Source organism: Geodermatophilus sp. SYSU D00700, assembly GCF_054050255.1.
This window is the reverse complement of the sequence record NZ_JBJGZA010000050.1, coordinates 1-16,526: the sequence shown is the minus strand read 5'-3', so window position 1 is coordinate 16,526 and position 16,526 is coordinate 1. Positions and strand designations below refer to the sequence as shown.

Annotated in this window: 13 protein-coding genes; 7 read left to right on the top strand and 6 right to left on the bottom strand. The window is 74.5% G+C overall.

The features are described from left to right. The first annotated feature begins 5 nt into the window (after window positions 1-5). Window positions 6-659: a lipoyl(octanoyl) transferase LipB gene (lipB, locus tag ACI79V_RS22360; protein WP_456892850.1), complete on the top strand. Its 654-nt coding sequence runs from the start codon at window positions 6-8 to the stop codon at window positions 657-659. 39 nt (window positions 660-698) lie between these two features. On the opposite strand, the gene leuS is transcribed toward lipB, so the two are convergent. Next, window positions 699-3,590 (bottom strand): leucine--tRNA ligase, encoded by a 2,892-nt coding sequence (leuS, locus tag ACI79V_RS22355; RefSeq protein WP_456892848.1) that lies wholly within the window; start codon window positions 3,588-3,590, stop codon window positions 699-701. A gap of 215 nt (window positions 3,591-3,805) precedes the next feature. Between leuS and ACI79V_RS22350 the strand changes: the two genes are divergently transcribed. From ACI79V_RS22350 to ACI79V_RS22335, 4 genes are all read left to right on the top strand, one after another. Further along, on the top strand, window positions 3,806-6,082 hold the full coding sequence (locus ACI79V_RS22350; RefSeq protein WP_456892846.1) for a putative bifunctional diguanylate cyclase/phosphodiesterase: 2,277 nt from the start codon (window positions 3,806-3,808) through the stop codon (window positions 6,080-6,082). A 99-nt stretch (window positions 6,083-6,181) separates the two neighbouring features. Then, window positions 6,182-7,300 carry a hypothetical protein gene (locus tag ACI79V_RS22345; protein ID WP_456892843.1) on the top strand — a complete coding sequence of 373 codons (1,119 nt, stop codon included), beginning with the start codon at window positions 6,182-6,184 and terminating at the stop codon, window positions 7,298-7,300. 83 nt (window positions 7,301-7,383) lie between these two features. Further along, window positions 7,384-8,355 (top strand): lipoyl synthase, encoded by a 972-nt coding sequence (lipA, locus tag ACI79V_RS22340; protein ID WP_456892841.1) that lies wholly within the window; start codon window positions 7,384-7,386, stop codon window positions 8,353-8,355. 65 nt (window positions 8,356-8,420) lie between these two features. After that, complete coding sequence (locus tag ACI79V_RS22335; RefSeq protein ID WP_456892839.1) at window positions 8,421-9,302, top strand: DUF4191 domain-containing protein; 882 nt, start codon at window positions 8,421-8,423, stop codon at window positions 9,300-9,302. A gap of 59 nt (window positions 9,303-9,361) precedes the next feature. Here ACI79V_RS22335 and ACI79V_RS22330 read toward each other — a convergent pair whose 3' ends face one another. Both ACI79V_RS22330 and ACI79V_RS22325 read right to left on the bottom strand, forming a co-directional pair. Beyond that, window positions 9,362-9,859, bottom strand: a complete 498-nt coding sequence (locus ACI79V_RS22330) for a GNAT family N-acetyltransferase (protein WP_456892837.1) — start codon at window positions 9,857-9,859, stop codon at window positions 9,362-9,364. Window position 9,860: 1 nt separating this feature from the next. Next, window positions 9,861-10,283 (bottom strand): RDD family protein, encoded by a 423-nt coding sequence (locus ACI79V_RS22325; protein WP_456875475.1) that lies wholly within the window; start codon window positions 10,281-10,283, stop codon window positions 9,861-9,863. Between the two features lie 198 nt (window positions 10,284-10,481). Between ACI79V_RS22325 and glnA the strand changes: the two genes are divergently transcribed. Beyond that, on the top strand, window positions 10,482-11,915 hold the full coding sequence (glnA, locus tag ACI79V_RS22320) for a type I glutamate--ammonia ligase (RefSeq protein WP_456875474.1): 1,434 nt from the start codon (window positions 10,482-10,484) through the stop codon (window positions 11,913-11,915). A 394-nt stretch (window positions 11,916-12,309) separates the two neighbouring features. Then, window positions 12,310-12,597, top strand: coding sequence for a hypothetical protein (locus ACI79V_RS22315; protein WP_456892835.1), 288 nt, complete (start codon window positions 12,310-12,312; stop codon window positions 12,595-12,597). 573 nt (window positions 12,598-13,170) lie between these two features. Here ACI79V_RS22315 and ACI79V_RS22310 read toward each other — a convergent pair. Genes ACI79V_RS22310 through ACI79V_RS22300 form a run of 3 tightly spaced genes read right to left on the bottom strand, consistent with a single transcriptional unit; the run spans window position 13,171 to window position 16,422 of the window. Next, window positions 13,171-14,637, bottom strand: coding sequence for a wax ester/triacylglycerol synthase family O-acyltransferase (locus ACI79V_RS22310; protein ID WP_456892834.1), 1,467 nt, complete (start codon window positions 14,635-14,637; stop codon window positions 13,171-13,173). Between the two features lie 6 nt (window positions 14,638-14,643). Next, window positions 14,644-16,200 (bottom strand): serine hydrolase domain-containing protein, encoded by a 1,557-nt coding sequence (locus ACI79V_RS22305; RefSeq protein WP_456892832.1) that lies wholly within the window; start codon window positions 16,198-16,200, stop codon window positions 14,644-14,646. Between the two features lie 30 nt (window positions 16,201-16,230). Further along, window positions 16,231-16,422, bottom strand: coding sequence for a hypothetical protein (locus ACI79V_RS22300; protein ID WP_456892830.1), 192 nt, complete (start codon window positions 16,420-16,422; stop codon window positions 16,231-16,233). Window positions 16,423-16,526: the final 104 nt, after the last annotated feature.

Below are 16,526 nucleotides of genomic sequence, written 5' to 3'. Positions count from 1 at the left end.
GAGTCGTGACCGAGTTGCGCGTCGTCCGGGCAGGGACCGTCCCCTACGAGGAGGCCTGGGCGCGGCAGCGCGAGATCCACGCCGCGCGGGTCGCCGGCGAGGGTCCCGACACGCTGCTGCTCCTCGAGCACCCGTCGGTCTACACGGCCGGTCGCCGCACCGAGCCGCACGAGCGCCCGTTCGACGGCACGCCGGTGATCGACGTCGACCGCGGCGGCAAGATCACCTGGCACGGCCCCGGCCAGCTCGTCGGCTACCCGATCGTGGCGCTGCCCGACCCGGTCGACGTCGTCGCCCACGTGCGCCGGCTCGAGGACGCGCTCATGGAGGTCTGCGCCGGCGTCGGCGTGCCCACCCGGCAGGTCGAGGGGCGCAGCGGCGTGTGGGTGGCCGCCGACGCACCCGGGACCGGCAGCCGGCCCGAGCGCAAGATCGCCGCGATCGGGGTCCGGGTGGCACGCGGCGTCACCATGCACGGCTTCGCGCTCAACTGCGATCCCGACATGTCGGCGTTCGCCAACATGGTCCCGTGCGGCATCGCCGACGCCGGCGTGACCTCGCTGAGCGCCGAGCTGGGCCGCGACGTCCCGGTCGCGGAGGTCATCGACGCGGTCGAGGCCGCGGTGCGCCGCGTCCTCACCCTCGCTCCCGCCGTGTGACCCGGGCGGGCGGCACGCGGCCGCCCGCCCGGAACGCCGTCAGGCGACGACGAAGTTGACCAGCCGCCCCGGGACGGCGACCACCCGCCGCACCGTCTTCCCGGTCAGCTGCGCGGCCACCTTCGCGTCCGCCCGTGCCGCCTCCTCCAGGGCCGCCGCGTCGGCGTCGGCGGGCACGGTCACCTGCGCCCGCACCTTCCCGTTGACCTGGACGGCGACCTGCACGGTGTCCTCGGCCAGCCACTGCTCGTCGGCCACCGGGAACGGCGCCCACGCCACCGAGTCGGAGTGCCCCAGCCGCGCCCACAGCTCCTCGGCCAGGTGCGGCGCCAGCGGCGCGACCAGCAGCACCAGCGGCTCGGCCACGGCCCGCGGCACCGGGGAGTCCGCGCCGTAGGCCGCGGTCAGCGCGTTGGTCAGCTCGGCGATGCGGGCGATGGCCACGTTGAACCGCAGCGTCGCCATGCCGTCGCGCACGCCGGCGATGGCCCGGTGCAGCGCGCGCAGCACGTCGCCGGACGGGGCGACGTCGTCGGCCGCGCGGACCGCACCGGTCTCCTCGTCGACGACGACCCGCCAGATCCGCTGCAGCAGCCGCTGCGAGCCGACGACGGCCTTGGTGTCCCACGGCCGCGACTGCTCCAGCGGGCCGGTCGACATCTCGTAGACCCGGAACGTGTCGGCGCCGTAGGCCCCGATCATCTCGTCGGGCGTCACCATGTTCTTCAGGCTCTTCCCGATCTTGCCGTACTCACGGTTGACCGGCCTGCCCTCGTACAGGAACTGCCCGTCCTGCTCCACCACGTCGGCGGCGGGCACGTAGAAGCCGCGCTCGTCGGTGTAGGCGTAGGCGGAGATGTACCCCTGGTTGACCAGCCGCCGGAACGGCTCCTCGCTGGAGACGTAACCCAGGTCGTGCAGCACCTTGTGCCAGAAGCGCGCGTACAGCAGGTGCAGCACCGCGTGCTCCATCCCGCCGACGTAGAGGTCCACCCCGCCGACGTCGCCGGGCGAGCGCGGGCCCAGCCAGTAGCGCTCCAGCTCCGGGTCGACCATCTGGGTGTCGTCGGAGGGGTCCAGGTAGCGCAGGTAGTACCAGCACGACCCGGCCCAGTTGGGCATCGTGTTGGTCTCGCGACGGTAGGTCTTCAGCCCGTCGCCCAGGTCCAGCTCCACGGTGGTCCACTCGGTGACCCGCGACAGCGGCGGCTCGGGCTGGGACTCGGCGTCGTCGTCGGCGAAGGTCTTGGGCGAGTAGTCGTCGACCTCGGGCAGCAGCACCGGCAGCATGGACTCGGGCACCGCCCGCGGCAGGCCGTCCTCGTCGTAGACGATCGGGAACGGCTCGCCCCAGTAGCGCTGCCGGCTGAACAGCCAGTCGCGCAGCTTGTAGGTGGTCGTCGCCTCGCCGTACCCGTGCGCGACCAGCCACTCGACGATCGCGGCCTTGGCCGCGTCGACGTCCAGGCCGTCCAGGGACAGGTCCGCGTTAGACGAGTTGATCGCGGGGCCGGGGCCGGTCCAGGCGCCGCCGTCGAAGTCGGCCGGCGGCTGCACCGTCCGCACGATCGGCAGGCCGAACACCTCGGCGAACTCCCAGTCGCGGACGTCCTGCCCCGGCACCGCCATGATCGCGCCGGTGCCGTACCCGGTCAGCACGTAGTCGGCGATGAAGACCGGCAGCTCCCGGCCGTCCACCGGGTTGACGGCGCTGACGCCCAGCCAGACGCCGGTCTTCTCCCGGCTCTCGTTCTGCCGGTCCAGCTCCGAGCGGCGCGAGGCCTGCCGCTGGTACTCCCGCACCGCCTCGGCCGGGGTCGCGGCGCCCGCGGTCCAGCGCGGGTCGGTGCCGTCGGGCCACGCGTCCGCGGTCAGCGTCTCGACCAGCGGGTGCTCGGGCGCCAGCACCATGTAGGTCGCGCCGAACAGCGTGTCGGGGCGGGTGGTGAAGACCTCGACGGACTCCTCGCCCACGGGGAACCGGATCCGCGCGCCGGTCGAGCGGCCGATCCAGTTGCGCTGCATCTGCTTGACCGAGTCCGACCAGTCCAGCCGGTCCAGGTCGGCCAGCAGCCGCTCGGCGTAGGCGGTGATCCGCATCATCCACTGGGTCAGCGGGCGCCGGAACACCGGGAAGTTGCCCCGCTCGGAGCGGCCGTCGGGGGTGACCTCCTCGTTGGACAGCACCGTGCCCAGGCCCGGGCACCAGTTGACCGGCGCCTCGTGGCGGTAGGCCAGCCGGTGGGCGTCGACGACGCGGCGCTTGTCGGCGTCGGCCAGCTCGGCCCACGGTAGCCCCGAGGGGTTAGTGCCCGGCGCGGGCTCGCGGGTGCCGGCGTCCAGCTCGGCCACCAGCTCCTCGACGGGACGGGCGCGGCCGGCCTCCTCGTCGAACCAGGCGCCGAAGATCTTCAGGAAGATCCACTGGGTCCACCGGTAGTAGCCCGGGTCGATGGTGGCGAAGGTGCGGCGCTCGTCGTGGTCGACCCCCAGGCGGCGCAGCTGCGCCCGGATGGCGGCGATGTTGGCCTCGGTGGTGATCCGCGGGTGCTGACCGGTCTGCACGGCGTACTGCTCGGCCGGCAGACCGAAGGCGTCGTAGCCCATCGGGTGCAGCACGTTGTCGCCGTCCATGCGCCGGAACCGGCTGGTCACGTCGGTGCCCAGGTAGCCCAGCGGGTGCCCGACGTGCAGGCCCGCACCCGAGGGGTACGGGAACATGTCCATGAGGAACGCCTTGGGCCGGCCGGCGACCCGGTCGAAGCCCTCGGACAGCCGGCCCGTCGGGTTGGGCGTGTGGAAGGTGCCCTCGGCCGCCCACCGGTCCTGCCACGCCAGCTCGATCCGCTGGGCCAGCGCCGGCGTGTAGCGGTGCGGCGGCACCCCTTCCTCGGCAGGCTCGGTGGTGGGCTGGCTCGCCGTCTGGCTCATCGCGGTGCTCCCGGGGTCATCCGTCGGCGGACATGAAAAAACCCCTCACACAGGAGGGGTCGCCGTGCTGACAGGTCGATCAGGTCAGCACGGCCGGAGAAGCAGGCGTCCGCCGGTCACACCCCCAGCCTAGCGCGCGGCGCCGTCTCACCCGGAGGGGTCGGACCCGGTGCGTCCCGGTGCACCCGGCCGCCGCGCCCGCCGATGCAGTACCCGTGCGTCCCGCAGCGGTGTCCTCCCGGCTCCGGGGAGCCGGTCCCCGCGACCTCCTCCTGCTGGTCGCGGTCCTCGGCGTGGCTGCCTTCGCCACCGGCGTGGGCCCGCGACCCGCCGGCGCCGCGTGGGACGTCGTCTACGACGTCGTCGTCTACCACCTGCCGTGGCTGGCCGCCGGTGCCGCGTGCTGGCTGACCGCCCGCACGGCCCCGCGCGAGGCCCTCGGCTGGCGGGCGCTGGCGACCACGCTCGTCGCCGGGGCCCTCGGCAACGTGGTCCGCATCCTGGAGACCGGCCAGGCCGGCACGTCGCCCTCCCTGGTCGGCGACGCCAGCGTGGCGGTGGCCTACGTCAGCCTCTACGTGGCGCTGTTGGTCTTCATCCGCGCCCGCGTGACCCGGTTCCTCGCCAGCACGTGGCTCGACGGGATCGTCGTCGCGCTGGGGACGACGGCGGTCGGCATCGGCTTCGTGCTCGGTCCCTTCTCCGCCGCCACCGGCACCGTCTCGCTGCTGCAACTGGCCTGGCCGGCGGCCGACGTCCTGCTGCTGGGGGTGGTCGCCGGCGTGTGCGCCGTCCTCGGCGTCCACGTCGACCGCACGCTGCTGCTGGCCGCCGGGGCGGTCGCGTTCTTCGCCGTGGCCGACGCCGCCCTGTTCGTGCTCAGCGCCGCCGGCCGGTACACCGACGGGGGCCCGCTCGAGCTGGTCTGGCTGGCCGGCGTCCTCTGCGCCGCGGTCGCCGCCCAGCGCACCACCGGTGACCCGGCGCCGCGCGCCGATGACGGCGGGGTCCGGATCACCTGGCGGCTGGTGGCCCTGCCGCTGGCCGGAACGCTGGCCGCGCTCACCGTCCTCGCGGCCGGGTTCGGCGGGGACCTGCCCGCCGGCGCCGGGTGGGTCGCCGTCGCCTGCGTGCTCGCCGCGCTGGCCCGGACGGCGGTCACCTTCCGCGAGGTCCGCACCTTCACGGCGGTCCGCCAGGAGGCCCGTACCGACGAGCTGACCGGCCTGCCCAACCGCCGCGCCCTGCTCGAGACCGCCCGCAGGGTGCTCGCCGTGGCCACCACCACGCGCCCGGCCGCCCTGCTGCTGCTCGACCTCGACGGGTTCAAGGAGGTCAACGACAGCCTCGGACACGGCGCGGGCGACCAGCTGCTGCGCCAGGTGGGCCCGCGGCTGGCCCCCGCGCTGCGACCCGGTGAGGTGCTCGCCCGCCTCGGCGGCGACGAGTTCGCCGTGCTGCTGCCGCGCGCCGACCTGGGCACCGCCGCCGAGCGGGCCGGGGTCGTCCACGACCTGCTGCGCCGGCCCTTCACCGTCGACGGCATCCGGCTGCACGTCGGCGTGAGCATCGGCGTCTCGACCGCGCCGGTCCCGGCCGACGACGTGCAGGAGCTGCTGCGCTGCGCCGACGTCGCCATGTACGCGGCCAAGACCGAGCGGACCGGCGTCCACGTCTACGTGCCCGACCCCTCCAGCGGCTCGGGCGAGCGGCTGCGCACGATGGAGGAGCTGCGCACCGCCCTGGTCGCCGGCGAGCTCGACGTCCACCTGCAGCCGCAGGTCGCCATGGACGACGGCCGGGTGGTCGGCGTCGAGGCGCTGCTGCGCTGGCACCACCCCGAGCGCGGCCTGCTCGGCCCCGCCGCCGTGCTGCCCGCCGCCGAGCAGGCCGGCCTGCTGCGCCCGCTGACCGACGCGGTCCTGGAGCGCTCGCTCGACGCGGTCGCGCAGTGGTGGGACACCCACGGCGTCCCGGTGTCGGTGAACCTGTCGGCGGCCAACGTGGCCGACCTCGACCTGCCGGGGAAGGTCGGCGCGCAGCTGGCCCGCCGCGGGCTGCCCGCGGCGGCGCTGACCCTCGAGCTGGTCGAGGACACCCTCATGGCCGACCCCGAGCGCGGCCGCACCGTGCTCGCCGAGCTGCGCCGCCTGGGCGTGCGCACCTCGATCGACGACTACGGCACCGGTTACAGCTCACTGGCCTACCTGCGCCGGCTGCCGGCCGACGAGCTCAAGCTCGACCGCAGCCTCACCGCCGACGTGGCCGACGACGAGCGCGCCGCGGCGATCGTGCGGCACACCGTCGCGCTGGCCCACGACCTCGGGCTGAGCCTGGTGGCCGAGGGCATCGAGGACGAGGTCACCGCCGCCCGGCTGGCGGGCCTGGGCTGCGACGTCGCGCAGGGCTACGCCGTCGCTCGGCCGATGCCGGTCGGGGACCTGCTGCGCTGGTTGGCCGCCGAGCGCCGGCCGCTGGTGCGCAGCGCCTGACGGCGCCTGCCGGCGGCGGACGGACGGCGCCGGCTCGGGGTGTGCCGATCCGGTGGAGCGGGCAGGATGGCCGGAGTCGATCACCCGGAGGTACATCCCGTGTTCCGCTCACCGTCCCGGAACCAGGTCGTCGGGGCCGAGTCCCCCGGCCAGGTCATCGGGGCCGAGCTCCAGGAGAGCCTGACCCACCTCGGGGCCGCCGTCACCGAGGCCCGCCGGGCCGCCGCGGAGCAGCTGGCCCCCCGCGTCGACGCCGCCCGTGAGACGGCCGGCCCGGTCCTGGACGCCGCCCGCGTGGCGGTCGCCCCGAAGGTGGCCGCGGCGGTCGCCGTCGCCGCCCCCGCCGTCAGCTCCGCGCTGGAGGCGCTGGCCCCGCGCGTGGACGCCGCCCGCGACGCCGCCACCCCCGCGCTGGAGCTGGCCCGCGAGAAGGTCGACGCCGCCGTCGAGGCGCTCACCCCCCGCGTCGTGGTGGCCCGCGACACCGCCGGTCCCGCGGTCACCGCGGCGCTGACCGCCGCGGGCGCGGCGGCGGCCCGGGCCGCCGCCGACCTGGCGCCGCGCCTGGAGGCCGCGCAGGAGGCGACCCGCGCCGCGCTGGCCACCGAGGTCGCCCCCCGCGTCGCGGCCGCCCGCGACACCGTCGTCCCGGCGCTGGGCAGCGCCCGCGACAGCCTCGTCGCCGGCGTCGGCACCGCGCTGGGCGAGCTCGAGCACCGCCGCGCCGAGCTCGTCGGCGGGACGGCGAAGGCCGGGAGGAGGGCAGCGGTGAGGACGAGGAAGGCCAAGAGGAAGACCGCGCGGAAGGCCGGGAGGATCAGCCGTTCGGTGGGTACGCAGCCGGAGCCGCGGCGTTGGCCGTGGCTGCTGGCCGTGGTCGCGGCGGTCGCCGCGGCGACGGTGCTGATGCGCCGCAAGAAGGAGGACCCGTGGACGCCGGCTCCCGCCGGTGACGGGCCCGTGCCCAGCTACCGAGAGGACCCCGTGCCCAGCTCCCCGAGCAACGACCAGTCCGGCAAGACCGTCTCCGACGCGATGTTCGTCGCCGGCGACTCGGCACCCGCCGAGTCCGACATGGGCATCCGCGACGCCCAGAACGTGGCCGGTGACGACGACGCCGGCGACACCGACCCCACGCAGACCGCTCCCGAGCCGTTCACCAGCGGCGGCGGCGCGCAGGAGGGTCCGACCGCAGGCCCCGCGGCCGGGCAGGCCTGAGCCTCCCCGGAGCCGTTCCGTACCGCCCCCGCCGTCCCTCGTGGCCGCGGGGGCGGTGCGCGTCCGGGGGTACCGTGCAGGTCATGACCGAGACGGCGGCCCCCACCCCCTCCCCCGCGAAGGTCGAGCCCGCCGGACGGAAGCTGTTGCGCCTCGAGGTGCGCAACAGCCAGGTCCCCATCGAGCGCAAGCCCGAGTGGATCAAGACCCGGCTCAGGACCGGGCCGGAGTTCACCGAGCTGAGGTCGCTCGTCCGCCGCGAGGGCCTGCACACCGTCTGCGAAGAGGCCGGCTGCCCCAACATCTACGAGTGCTGGGAGGACCGCGAGGCCACCTTCCTCATCGGCGGTGACCAGTGCACCCGGCGCTGTGACTTCTGCCAGATCGACACCGGCAAGCCCGCCGACCTCGACACCGACGAGCCCCGCCGCGTGGCCGAGAGCGTCGCGACGATGCAGCTGAAGTACGCCACGGTCACCGGCGTCGCCCGCGACGACCTGCCCGACGGCGGCGCGTGGCTCTACGCCGAGACGGTGCGGCAGATCCACGCCGCCGTCCCCGGCTGCGGCGTCGAGCTGCTCATCCCCGACTTCAACGCCGACCCGGCCCAGCTCGCCGAGGTCTTCTCCTCCCGGCCCGAGGTGCTCGCCCACAACGTCGAGACCGTGCCGCGGATCTTCAAGCGGATCCGCCCGGGCTTCCGCTTCGAGCGGTCGCTGGCGGTCATCACCGCGGCCCGCGAGGCCGGCCTGGTCACCAAGTCCAACCTCATCCTCGGCATGGGCGAGGAGCCGCACGAGGTCGTGGAGACCATGCACGCCCTGCACGAGGCCGGCTGCGACCTGCTGACCATCACCCAGTACCTGCGCCCCTCGCCGCGGCACCACCCCGTCGTCCGCTGGGTGAAGCCCGACGAGTTCGTCGGCTTCCAGCAGCAGGCCGAGGAGATCGGCTTCCCCGGCGTGCTCGCCGGGCCGCTGGTGCGCAGCTCCTACCGGGCCGGACGGCTCTACCAGCAGGCCGTCGAGGCCCGCGGCCTGACCCGGTCGGTCTGACCCCTCGGGGCTGCTCGGCCCGCCGGTCCCCCGGGAGCCCGCCCGCACGCCCGTATCCTGGGGACATGGCACGCAGCAAGCCCACCGACCCCCCCGCCCCGACCGGCAAGGCGGGGCGCGGTCCCGGCGCCGCCGGACGCGGCCGGTCGACGGGCGGTGCCACCGCGTCGGGCGCCACCGCGGCCGGCGGCAAGGGCGAGGGCGGCCGGGCCGCGAAGGCCGGCAAGGCCCCCAAGCTCGGCAAGGACGGCCAGCCGAAGGTCGGCCGGCTCAAGCGGGTCGGCAACCAGGTCCGCATGATCCGGCAGGCCTACTCGCTGACGCGCAAGAACGACCCGAAGCTGCCCTGGCTGATGCTCATCGCCTTCGTGGCGGTGGCCGGCGTCGTCGAGCTGGTGGCGATCCTCTTCGGCGCCCCCTTCCTCCTCCTGCCGCTGGCCCTCATCCTCGGCCTGCTCGCCGCCATGATCGTCTTCGGCCGCCGGGCGCAGGGGTCGGCCTACCGCCAGGTGGAGGGCCAGCCCGGCGCCGCGGCGTGGGTGCTCGAGGGCATGCGCGGCGACTGGCGGGTCAGCGCCGGCGTCGCCGGCACCGCCCAGCTCGACGCCGTCCACCGGGTGCTCGGCCGGCCCGGGATCGTCCTGGTCGGCGAGGGCTCCCCCGCGCGGGTCCGCGGCCTGATCGCCCAGGAGAAGAAGAAGATCGCCCGCGTCGTCGGCGACACCCCGATCTACGACATCATGGTGGGTGACGGGGAGGGCCAGGTCCCCCTGCGCAAGCTCAGCACCCACGTGATGAAGCTGCCGCGCAACCTCTCCGCCGCCGAGGTCAACAGCCTCGGCCGGCGGATGGCCGCCCTCGGCGGCGCCCGGATGCCCGTCCCCGGCGGCCCGCTGCCCGGCGGCCGGCAGATGACGGTCAGCCAGCGGCAGGTCCGCCGCCGCTGACGGAGGACCTCCCTGCCCCACCGCTCGCAGGCTCGCGGCGGGCCCCTGCAGGGAGACCGTCAGAGCCGGCTGAGGGGCTCGGCGTAGCGGAACGTGCCGCGCTGCTCCGGGCCGGCCAGGCGGCGGGCCTGGAAGTGTCCGCCCCAGGCCGGGTCCGGCGGCTCGATGCCGAGGTCGGAGGCCCGGACGAAGCCGGCGCGCGAGTAGTAGGCCGGGTCCCCGAGCAGCGCGACCACCGACTCCCCCGCTGCCTCCGCGACGGCGACCAGCGCGTGCACGAGCACCGTGCCGACCCCCCGCCGCTGCCGCTCCGGCCGCACGCCGATCGGACCGAGGCCGAGGGCCGGGGCGCCCAGGGGTTCGATCCAGCCGCGGCTGGCGATCACGTGCCCGACGACGTCGTCACCGTCGACCGCGACGAGCGACAGGTGCGGCAGGAAGCCGGCGTCCTCCCGCAGCTCGCCGACCAGCCGGGCCTCGGCGTCCGTGGGGAACGCCGCCCGGTGCAGGGCCTCCACGGCCGCGTGCTCGGCGGGCCGCTCCCGGCGGACGATCACGTCAGCGATCGCGGACGACGGCGGTGTCGGTCAGCCGGTCGTGCAGGCCGCGGCCGTCGGAGTCGACGACGAGCGCGGGCACCAGCAGCACGAGCAGCCCGGTGCGCACGACCGCCCGCCAGAGCGCCAGCCGGGCCGCCGGGTTCGGGTGGGCCAGCCGCAGCCCCAGCAGCCGCATGCCCGGCGTCTGCCCGAGCGCCACGAGGAAGACGACGTACACGACCGCGAACGACAGCAGGCTCCAGTTGCCCGGCAGGTCGGGTGCGGTGAACAGGCCGGCGACGACGGCGGAGAGGAACGCGTCGACCAGGAACGCCAGGACCCGGGTGCCGAAGGGCGCGAGCGACCCCGGACCGTCGGCGGGCAGGCCCAGGGAGGCGCCCCGCCGTCGCTCCTGAGAGGGTGGCTGCGCGTCCCTGACCATGCCCACCAGCGTAGTGAAAGGACCCTCCTGCCCCCCACGCCTCGCTCCGCTCGGCGCGGGCCCCTGCAGGAGGGCCGTTCCAGGACCTCACTGCGACACGCCGGCGCCGTTGTTACCGCCCCGAAACAGACGGGACACCGCCGGGCAACCCCCCGGCCATAGCGTGCGAGCGGCTGTCCGCCCACTCCCGGAGGATCGATGTTCACCAGTCCCGACGAGGTCGCCGCCTACATCCGCGACAACGACGTCGAGTTCGTCGACGTGCGCTTCTGCGACCTGCCCGGCGTCATGCAGCACTTCACCATCCCGGCGTCGACGTTCGGCGAGGACACCTTCTCCGATGGCCTGGGCTTCGACGGCTCGTCGATCCGCGGCTTCCAGGCCATCAACGAGTCGGACATGCTGCTGCTGCCGGACGCCAAGAGCGCGTTCGTCGACCCGTTCCGGCAGCACAAGACGCTGAACGTGAACTTCTTCATCCACGACCCGATCACGCGGGAGGCCTACTCCCGCGACCCGCGGAACGTGGCGAAGAAGGCCGAGGCGTACCTGGCCAGCAGCGGCATCGCCGACACCGCCTACTTCGGCCCGGAGGCGGAGTTCTACGTCTTCGACTCCATCCGCCACTCGACCGGCATCAACGAGGGCTACTACCACATCGACTCGGTCGAGGGGTCGTGGAACTCCGGCTCGCTGACCGGCGTCAACGGCGGCCCCAACCTGGGCTACAAGACCCGGGCCAAGGGTGGCTACTTCCCGGTCGAGCCCTACGACCACTACAGCGACCTGCGCGCCTCGATGATGAAGAACCTCGAGGCCTGCGGCCTCCAGCTCGAGCGCGGGCACCACGAGGTGGGCACCGCCGGCCAGGCGGAGATCAACTACAAGTTCGACACCCTGCTGGCGGCCGCCGACAGCCTGATGCTGTTCAAGTACGTCATCAAGAACACCGCCTGGGCGGCCGGTAAGTCGGCGACCTTCATGCCCAAGCCGCTGTTCGGCGACAACGGTTCCGGCATGCACTGCCACCAGAGCCTCTGGAAGGACGGCGAGCCGCTCTTCCACGCCGAGACCGGGTACGCGGGCCTGTCCGACACCGCCCGCCACTACATCGGCGGCCTGCTGGCCCACGCCCCGTCGCTGCTGGCCTTCACCAACCCGACGACCAACAGCTACCACCGCCTCGTGCCGGGCTACGAGGCGCCGATCAACCTGGTCTACTCGGCCCGCAACCGCTCGGCCTGCTGTCGCATCCCGATCTCCGGGGACAGCCCCAAGGCCAAGCGCATCGAGTTCCGCGTGCCCGACCCGTCGGCCAACCCCTACCTCGCCTTCTCGGCGATGCTCATGGCCGGCCTCGACGGCATCAAGAACAAGATCGAGCCGCCCGCGCCGGTGGACAAGGACCTCTACGAGCTGCCGCCCGAGGAGGCCCTGGGCATCGAGAAGGTGCCCGCGTCGCTCGACGCCGTCCTCGACAACCTCGAGACCGACCACGAGTACCTGGTCGACGGCGGGGTCTTCACGCCCGACCTGATCGAGACGTGGATCGAGTACAAGCGGGAGAACGAGATCGACCCGATCCGCCTGCGCCCGCACCCGCACGAGTTCGCGATGTACTACGACATCTGAGTCCCACAAGGCGGCCTGACCCGGACTGTCGTCGTCCGGGTCAGGCCCCTCTCATGTCTCAGCGGTGTCTCAGGAGCCCTCGGCGCGCCTCAACGGGACGACGCCTCAGCGATGGAAGCCCTACGCCCCTGCCCCTTGGGGTGGCCCGGCCAACGCCGGACGCCAGCACGTGAACGGAGTCCCGCTGGCGTTGGTCCGCTCCGGCGGGGCTCCGCCTCGACGGGGTTGTCCGTGCGGCCGCAGGGAGGACTGCTGCCGCCACGAGGGACTGCTGAGGTCCTCGGCCGGATCGCGGGACAGCAGTCGAGGAGCGGCGCACCCGGGGCTGGCGCGGAAGCGGCACCGGGAAGAGAGTGGGACGCCCCCCACCCACCTGAACCCGGAGGACCGTCTCATGAAGGTGCGGATCACTCGCGGGACCTTCGACCCCAGCACGAGCGAGGAGCAGCTCATCGCGCTGACTGAAGCCTCCGCCGACGTCATCAAGAAGCAGCCGGGATTCGTCTCCTTCCAAGGCGCGCTGAACCGTCAGGCTGGCACCTCGGTGGCGATCAGCACTTGGCAGGACGAGGATTCGGCGAACTTTCCGCGGGAAGCGCTCGGCCCCGTCGTGTCCCAGATCCACGACCTCGGCGTCCGACTGGAAGCGCCTGAGATCTACGACATCGTTGCCACAGCCTGACGTCCATTCCCCCGACATCCGCCCTGAGCACACCTTCCGAGGCGCGCACCTGTCTGGTTGGCAACGCCGGGCGTCAACGTCACCGGGACCCGCCGGCTGGGCGCGGCATATTGCACGCCCGGAGCCATGGCAGCCCAGCGCCCCTGTCCCTGGGGTGGCTGACCAGCGCCGGAGCCAGAAGGTGAACGGAGCCCGGCCCGAGGATCGTTGCCTTGGGCCGGGCTCCGGTGTCACCGGCGACCGATGACCTCGGTGGCATGACCACAGGCCCACCGTCCTCTTCGGCGACTACCGATCATGGTCGATCGAGCTCTGGGATCACGCGATGTGCTACGACATCTGATCGACCGGGGCGGCACCGCCCCTGACCTGCAGCCTCCCCGCGGTCCCCGCCAGGGTTCTCCCTGACGGGGGCCGCGCTGGCTGCGGCGAGGACCGGGTGGCGCAGTGGTGCAGTGGTGCGGTGGTCGTCCGGTGCCCCTCCCGCACCGGCGCGGCCCCATCCACCGACGACCGCCACGACGGCGATCGCCGGACCCCCGTCAAGCCGACGTCCCCGTATGCGCCGAGCGCTCAGCGGTCCGGAGGTGGTGACGACGGACCCGGCGACAGCGCAACCCCAGGACCAGCCGCCTGCTCGGGGGCTCGGTCGCTCCAATCCCGGGGCGGCGGGACGAGGGACGATGTCACGGAGGTGGCCAGGTCCTGGAGCGCCGTACGCACCCCGTCGGCGAAGACCTCGACGTCCGGGCAGGTGTCCCGGCCGGCCACGGCGACGAGGGACAGCTGCCCGGCGTAGGACAGCGCGCCGACGCCGAGGGTGAGGTTCCCGCCGATCGGCACGACCGGGACGAGTTCCAGCAGCGGCGCGCCGGCGAGGAAGAGCCGCCGGGGCGGACCGGGCACGTCGGTGACCGACAGGTGGTACGTCCGCTGGCGGGTGGCCATGCGCCCGGCGGCCCGCTGCAGGAAGTCGACGGGCAGGGCGTTGAGCCCAGGCGAGCGGGTGCGCTGCTTGCGTGCACGGGTGTCGGCGGCGATCACCTCCAGCCGGCGCACCGGGTCGGGCTCGCCGACCGGCAGCGGCACCGCCATCACCCCGTCCTGATTGCCCTGCGGCCGGCCGACGCCCTCGGTGTGCAGCGACACCGGCACGAACGCCCGCAGCACCAGGCCGTCGACGGGTTCGTCCCGCGAGAGCAGCAGCTCCCGGAGGTCGCCGGCGACGGCGGTCAGCAGCACGTCGTTGACCTTGCCGCCGTGGCCGTGCGCGACCTGCCGGGCGGTGTCGAGACCGGCGCGGACGACGACGAGCCGCCGGTGACCGCCGATCGGGCGGTTCAGACTGCTGCGCGGTGCCCGTTCGCCGAGGATGCCGACCATCGCCGCCGGCCAGGCCCCCCGCACCCGTCTGGCGGTGGCGACGGGATGGGCCGCCACGCGCAGCGCGCGGCGCACCGTCCGGCCGCGGCGGCGCAGGTGGTCCCGCAGCAGCTCACCGGCCGCGGGCGGCTGCGCCGTCGTCCACTCCACGGCGGGCGGCGACGGCGGGTCCGGCACGGCGTCGAACAGCGCGCCCAGCGTCGCCACCCCGGCCACGCCGTCGGCGATCGCGTGGTGCACCCGGATGTAGACGCCCACCCGCCGCTGCGGCAGCCCGGTGAGGAACCACGTCTGCCACAGCGGCCGGGGTCGGTCGAACGGCCGGGCGCGCAGTTCCTCCACCGCGTCGAGCAACTGTCGCTCGCCGCCGGGCGGCGGCAGCCCGACCTCGTGCACGTGGTCCGCCAGTGCGAGCCGGGGCGCGTCCACCCACAGCGGTCCGCCCAGGAACCACCGCGGCGTGAGCAGCGTCCGGCGGAGTCTCGGCACCTCGGGCAGGCGGCGGGCGACCGCTTCCCGGACGGCGTCGAGGCGCAGCCGGTCGTCGGCATCCAGCAGTCGGGCGCCGTCGAGAACGGCCACTGCACCGATGTCCAACGGCCAGCCCAGCTCGTCGGGCCACAGGCCCATCCGGTCCTGCGCCGTCGACCTGTCCATCTCACCTCACCGGGCATGCCCCCCGGCCGGCGGTCGTGTCGCCCCTCTGGGCAGGCGAGCGAGGGCGGTCGCGACGGCGGCTCCGGCGGCGCCCGTGGCCCACCGCCGCGGGTTCTGCCAGTCGGGTCGCTTCTCGAACGACATCAGGTCGTGGAACAGCCGCGGCGGGTCGTCCTCGGTGAACACGACGCGCAGGTTCCAGCCGAACTGCGGGTGTGCGACGTGGTACACCCGCGGGTCGTCCGGATCGTCGGGGTGCAGCACCATCGCGGTGCGCATCCCCGGCACCGGCGTCAGCGGGGTCAGCACCAGCTGCCGGTGCCGGACGGCCACCTCCACGCCCGCGCCCATCGCCACCCGGGGGAACAGGTTGGTGATCGGGCCGGCGTCCGGGGCGTACCAGCCGCACAGCGCCGGCCACACCTCCGGGTGCGGGGGGACGTCGTCGCGGACGGGGTCCTCCGGCAGCCCGGCCAGGAGCCGCATCAGCGCGTCGGCGAGCGGCGCGGGCGCGCCCCGGGCGTCCAGCCCGCCGGTGTTGCCCAGGACGACGACGCCGACCCCCTCGTCGGGCGCCATCCCGATCGCCGACAGGAAGCCCGAGAGGATGCCGGTCTTGCCGACGAGCGTCCGGCCCCGCTCCTCGTGCCGGTCGAAGGCCAGGCCCATGCCGGCCATCCGCGGATCGGGCCGGAAGTGCGGGCGGAACATCGACGCGACGCTCTCCGCGGCGAGCACCCGGCCGTGCTCGCCGGCGCCGCCATGCAGCATCGCCGCCACGAGACGCGCCATGTCCGGGGCGGTCGAGCAGGCGCCGCCACTGCCGGGCGTGGGCACCTCCCGGGAGCGCACCGCCGACAGCCGGCCGCGACGCAGCGTGTACCCGGTGGCCAGCTGGACGCGCAGCCGCTCGGTGAGGACCAGCTCGGTGTCCGCCATCCCCAGCGGGCCGAAGACGTGTTCGCGCAGGTACCTGTCCAGCGGTTCGCCGGAGACCTCCTCCACGATCTGGCCGAGCGTGGCGAAGCCGTGGTTGCTGTAGGCCCATCTCGTCCCGGGCTGCACGTCGACGGGCAGGCCGTCGCGGTAGAACTCGGCCGGCGGCACGATCGAGCGGGCGACGTCCCCGGAGCCGACGCCCGGGTGCCGCAGCAGGTCGGACCGCCGCCGCCAGTACCCGACGCCGCCGGTGTGGGTGAGCAGGTGGCGCACCGTGGGTTGCCGGACACCGGCCCTGGTCGGGACGAGCCGGAAGGCCCGGAGGTGGTCGGCGGCCGGTGCGTCGAGGTCGACCACGCCCTGCTCGACCAGCTGCACCACCGCGACCGCGGTGAGCACCTTCGTCAGCGAGCCGACACGGAACACGGTGCGCTCGCCGACCGGGCGGCCGGAGGAGACGTCGGCCACGCCGTGGCCGAGGAACCGCGGCGGGAAGCCGTCGCGGACGACGGCGACCGCCACTCCGGCCGAGGGCCAGCGGCGCAGCACCCTCGCGATCGCGCGGTGGAGGTCGGGCTCCGTCACGGCCGGCTCGCTGCGGTCCACGTCGAGGGTGGTGGTCATGCGGCTGCTCCTCTCGGCGGCGCGGATCTGTCAGGGCTGTCGCGGGTCGATGGGGGTGAGGATCCCGAGCCGGTCCTCCAGGGCCGCCGCGGCGTCCAGGCACAGGTCCTCGCGATGGCGCGGGCCGATGACCTGCACCACCTGGGGCAGCCCGTCCGCGACGCCGACGGGCACGGCCGCCGCGGGCAGGCCGAGCGCGTTGACCGCGATCGCCATGCGCATGCTGCGCACGGTGTCGGGGGGGGGGGGGGGGCGGGGGGGGGTGGGGGGGCGGGTGGGGGTGGGGGTGGTGGGGGTGGAGTGGGGGGGGGGGGGGGGGGGCGTGG

What these genes read in the sequence shown, in the direction of transcription:
- ACI79V_RS22335 (WP_456892839.1), top strand. Translation starts at nt 8,421, where the DNA reads ATGGCACGCAGCAAGCCCACCGACCCCCCCGCCCCGACCGGCAAGGCG.
- ACI79V_RS22315 (WP_456892835.1), top strand. Translation starts at nt 12,310, where the DNA reads ATGAAGGTGCGGATCACTCGCGGGACCTTCGACCCCAGCACGAGCGAG.
- ACI79V_RS22305 (WP_456892832.1), bottom strand. Translation starts at nt 16,200, where the DNA reads ATGACCACCACCCTCGACGTGGACCGCAGCGAGCCGGCCGTGACGGAG.
- ACI79V_RS22310 (WP_456892834.1), bottom strand. Translation starts at nt 14,637, where the DNA reads ATGGACAGGTCGACGGCGCAGGACCGGATGGGCCTGTGGCCCGACGAG.
- ACI79V_RS22325 (WP_456875475.1), bottom strand. Translation starts at nt 10,283, where the DNA reads ATGGTCAGGGACGCGCAGCCACCCTCTCAGGAGCGACGGCGGGGCGCC.
- ACI79V_RS22300 (WP_456892830.1), bottom strand. Translation starts at nt 16,422, where the DNA reads ATGCGCATGGCGATCGCGGTCAACGCGCTCGGCCTGCCCGCGGCGGCC.
- lipA (WP_456892841.1), top strand. Translation starts at nt 7,384, where the DNA reads ATGACCGAGACGGCGGCCCCCACCCCCTCCCCCGCGAAGGTCGAGCCC.
- leuS (WP_456892848.1), bottom strand. Translation starts at nt 3,590, where the DNA reads ATGAGCCAGACGGCGAGCCAGCCCACCACCGAGCCTGCCGAGGAAGGG.
- glnA (WP_456875474.1), top strand. Translation starts at nt 10,482, where the DNA reads ATGTTCACCAGTCCCGACGAGGTCGCCGCCTACATCCGCGACAACGAC.